This is a genomic window from Rhodoferax sp. UBA5149 (assembly GCF_002413825.1).
In the GTDB taxonomy this organism is placed as follows: domain Bacteria; phylum Pseudomonadota; class Gammaproteobacteria; order Burkholderiales; family Burkholderiaceae_C; genus Rhodoferax.
Genome location: NZ_DHXT01000105.1, coordinates 503 through 4,695, shown reverse-complemented (window position 1 = coordinate 4,695; position 4,193 = coordinate 503). Strand labels below are relative to the sequence as shown.

Sequence of the window (4,193 nt, the reverse complement as noted above, 5' to 3'; positions counted from 1 at the left end):
GCGGGCCAAAAAGAGCTAGGAGGAACTTCTCAGCGCCAGTCGAACCAGAGGTGACAGTCAACCGCGCGCCAGCCTCTTACCATGCTGGGTCATAACCCGTTAACCCTATTTCAACTCCATGACTGATCCACTCAATACTGAATTTGGCACCATTGCCGACCTGATCCGCCAGCATGCCCTGCGCACACCCCGGCAGCGCGCCCTGGTCCAGGGCGAGCGCAGCCTCGACTATGCAGCGCTCGATGGCTTGATGGACCGCACCGCCTGCGCCTTGCAGCGTGGCGGCTTGCGTCCCGGCGACGCGATCGCGATCTGCGCCAGCATGTCAATCGAATACGCGCTGGTGTTCCTGGGGGCCTTGCGGGCCGGCGTCGTGGTGGCGCCCCTGGCGCCTGGCTCCGGTGCGGCCAGCCTGCAGCGCATGGTGCAGGACGCGCAGGCCAAACTGGTGTTCACGGACAGCCTGGGGGCCCAGGCGCTGGGCTTGCCCGGCCCGGACGCGGTCCCGCGCATTGCGCTCGACAACACAGCCGACGGCGAGGCGCTGGACCACTGGCTGGCCGACGGGGGCGAAGCCCCGGCGCCGGTGGCGGTGCAGCCGGACTGGCCGTTCAACATCATTTATTCCTCCGGCACCACCGGTGAGCCCAAAGGCATCGTGCAATCGCACGGCATGCGCTGGACCCATGTGTGCCGCGGTGCGGTCTATCACTACGGTGCCGATACCGTCACCCTGCTGTCCACGCCGCTGTACTCCAACACGACGCTGGTCGTCTTCTTTCCGACGCTCAGTTTTGGTGGCACCGTGGTGCTGATGCCCAAATTCGACGCGCTGGGCTATTTGACGTTGGCACAAACCCACCGCGCCACCCACACCATGCTGGTGCCAGTGCAATACCAGCGTCTGATGGCGCAGCCGGACTTTGACCGTTTCGACCTGGCCAGCTACCGGGTGAAGTTTTCCACCAGCGCGCCGTTCGGCGCCGCCATCAAGGCCGATGTGGTCAAGCGCTGGCCGGGCGCCCTGGTCGAGTTTTACGGCATGACCGAAGGCGGCGGCACCTGCATCCTGGAGGCCCACGCCCACCCCGACAAATTGCACACCGTGGGGCAGCCGGCCGAGGGCCACGACATCCGCCTGATTGACGACGACGAGCGGGAGGTGGGCGTTGGCGAAGCCGGTGAAGTGGTGGGCCATTCGGGCGGCATGATGACCGGTTACCACCGCCAACCCGACAAGACGCGCGAAGCGGAATGGTTCGATCCGCAGGGCAAGCGGTTCATCCGCACCGGCGACATCGGCCGCTTTGACGCCGAGGGTTTCCTGACTCTGTTCGACCGCAAGAAAGACATGCTGATTTCAGGTGGCTTCAACGTTTATCCGAGCGATCTGGAGGCGGTTCTGAACCAGCACCCGGCCGTTTTCGAGACGGCGGTGGTCGGTGTGGCCTCGGTGCAATGGGGTGAAACCCCGGCGGCGTTCGTGGTGCTCAAGCCGGGGCAGCCGGTGTCCAGCGACGAACTGCTGCAATGGACCAATGCGCAGCTCGGCAAGACGCAGCGCCTGGGCAGCCTGCAGTTTCTGGACGAATTGCCGCGCAGTGCGATCGGTAAAATCCTCAAACGTGAATTGCGTGATGTGCACGCGGCCAACAAGGATTCCTGATGACTATGAAAACGATACAGCTCGGTCAGAGCGACTTGCATGTGACACCGATTTGCCTGGGCACCATGACCTTTGGCGAGCAGGTCAATGAAGCCGATGCGCATGCCATTCTGGACCGCTCGCTGGCGCGCGGTGTGAACTTCATCGACACGGCGGAAATGTATGCCGTGCCGCCACGCGCCGAGACCTTCAACGCCACCGAAATCATTGTCGGCAACTGGCTCGCCAAGAACCCTTCAGCGCGCCAGAAGCTGGTGATCGCCACCAAGGTGGCCGGTCCCGCGCGCGGCATGCCCTGGATCCGTGGCGGCAGCCTGGACTTGACCGCTGCCGACATTGTTGCCGCCTGCGAAGGCAGTCTCAAGCGTCTGAAGACCGACGTCATTGACCTCTACCAGATCCACTGGCCGGTGCGCCATGTGCCCATGTTTGGCATGGTGTATTTCGACCCGGCCAAGGACACGCCCGGCACCAGCGCCATCCACGTGCAGCTGGAGGCGCTGCAGCAGCTGGTGCAGTCGGGCAAAGTGCGCGCGGTCGGCTTGTCGAACGAAACGCCCTACGGCGTGCACGAGTTTGTGCGGCTGGCCGAGCAGCATGGCCTGGCGCGCGTGGCCACGGTGCAGAACGCTTATTGCCTGTTGAACCGCACCGTGGAAAACGGGCTGGACGAAACCATGCACCGCTTGGGCGTCTCGCTGCTGGCCTATTCACCGCTGGCCTTCGGCCTGTTGACCGGCAAGTACGACGCATCCGGCCTGACCGGCCCGGGCGCACCGGCGAATGCACGCATCGCCAAGTTCGAGTCCACCCGCAAGCAGCGCTGGGGCCGGCCCGAGGCACTGGCGGCGGCGCGCCGCTACAACGCCCTGGCGCGTGCGCACGGTTTGACGCCGACGCAGCTCGCGCTCGCGTTTTGCTACACCAAATGGCAGGTCGCCAGCACCATCATTGGCGTCACCTCGGTGGCCCAGCTCGACGAAGACCTGGATGCGTGGGGCACCACCCTCTCCCCCGAGTTGCTCAAACAGATTGATGCCGTGCGCTGGGAGATGCGCGACCCGGCTTTGTGAAACCGCTTTGAGCGGTGCGGGAGGCGAATTTGCAGCGAAAGCTGCTGTTCACTCCCACCTGCTATGGATGAGCTTGGCGAATATCAACGATAGTGCTTGCGCATCAGACATGGCCAACCCCTTGTAGAAATCGGGCATGGCAGCGGCCGAAGCAATCAAGCATCTCCGGGCTATCCAACTTTAGGCCAAGCAGCTCAAGAGCAGGCGCATTGACTTTCGTGACCCGATTCTTGGGCGATACGGGGATGTCAAGTGCGCGGGCCAAAGTCTCACCAATGCAGACGGCGGCCTGCAGCTTGCTGGTGGCGCTTGTCTCGTCGTGATGCGTCCGGATTGCCGACAATACGTCCTCCGGCAAGTTCCAGTATTGAGCGAGCTTTTCGCCGATCTGACAGTGGTCGACGCCAAAAATAGCCGCTTCCCTTTCATTCAGACGTCCGTCGACGAACGATTGCTCATAGGCTTCCTGAAAAGCCCTTTCATCGAGCACATGAAAACAAAGCTGGCCCACGTCGTGCAAGATCCCCGCGATGTAAGCCTCATCGGGTGAAACATCGCACAGGACGGCGACTTCTTGCGTCGTAATGGCCACTGCAAACGAGTGGTGGAAGAAGAAGGCACTTCCCACGCCGCCGCCGATAAAACGGTTCATTCCCGTATTGATAACGATCCTGCGCACATGATTGAAGCCAATCAACGAGGCCGCAGCAAAGGGGTCGGTCAGATCAGACTGAGCGTGCAACCGTCGAATGCGGTTGGCCAAGCCCAATATATTGCCCGAGAGCACCGGGTCATTGCGGACCAGTCGCGCCAACACTTCAAAAGAGGACTGTTCGTCACGCAACAGGTCGAGCAACTGCAGGACGACCTTGGGAAACGGTGGAAGCACCTTGGCAATGGCTTCAATGTCATCCATTGGGTTCTGAAGCTTCAACATAGTACGGGCCGCGCAACGATCAGAGCGTCCATGAGCGCCCGGCAGGCATCATCAGGTTCTGCGCCAAAGATCTCCTTGAGCCTGGTCTCGAACTTGGCAACCGATTGGGCACCATCCGGAAAACCCTGTGCCGACGTATCGAACACGGCAACACACTCGACCCCCTTGACAATCATTTGCGCGATGGTGTTGACAGTGACCGTGGAGCCAATAGCAACATACATCGTTTCGCGAACTCCCGAGAGTCCTACAACAGGCCTTGCAATGACCATCCCGGGCTCTACCGCCACTATCGGCAACCATCGGTAAGGTAGATCCGGAGGATGATCAGCCTGGCCTAAAACTTCCAACTGCGTAGGATTCATCGCGCATCAACTCCCAACCAGACAAAGGCAAAGAATAAACCATTGGAAAAGTGGGTGTTGAAAATGCCTTGCAGAAGAAAGACCGCTGCAGAGGGCAAAGAAGTCGCCGCCACAAGTTTTGACGGGTCTTGTGCCCACAAGCGTGGAAAATA

The 4,193-nt window shown here is 61.2% G+C and carries 4 protein-coding genes; 2 read left to right on the top strand and 2 right to left on the bottom strand.

The window, feature by feature from the left end:
• Positions 1–118: 118 nt before the first annotated feature.
• Both B3V69_RS09630 and B3V69_RS09625 read left to right on the top strand, forming a co-directional pair.
• Positions 119–1,666, top strand: a complete 1,548-nt coding sequence (locus B3V69_RS09630; protein WP_296446008.1) for a class I adenylate-forming enzyme family protein — start codon at positions 119–121, stop codon at positions 1,664–1,666.
• A 5-nt stretch (positions 1,667–1,671) separates the two neighbouring features.
• Positions 1,672–2,739 (top strand): aldo/keto reductase, encoded by a 1,068-nt coding sequence (locus B3V69_RS09625; RefSeq protein ID WP_296446011.1) that lies wholly within the window; start codon positions 1,672–1,674, stop codon positions 2,737–2,739.
• A 103-nt stretch (positions 2,740–2,842) separates the two neighbouring features.
• On the opposite strand, the gene B3V69_RS09620 is transcribed toward B3V69_RS09625, so the two are convergent.
• Complete coding sequence (locus tag B3V69_RS09620; RefSeq protein WP_296446006.1) at positions 2,843–3,655, bottom strand: HDOD domain-containing protein; 813 nt, start codon at positions 3,653–3,655, stop codon at positions 2,843–2,845.
• Positions 3,656–3,669: 14 nt separating this feature from the next.
• Positions 3,670–4,041 (bottom strand): hypothetical protein, encoded by a 372-nt coding sequence (locus tag B3V69_RS09615; RefSeq protein ID WP_296446003.1) that lies wholly within the window; start codon positions 4,039–4,041, stop codon positions 3,670–3,672.
• Positions 4,042–4,193: the final 152 nt, after the last annotated feature.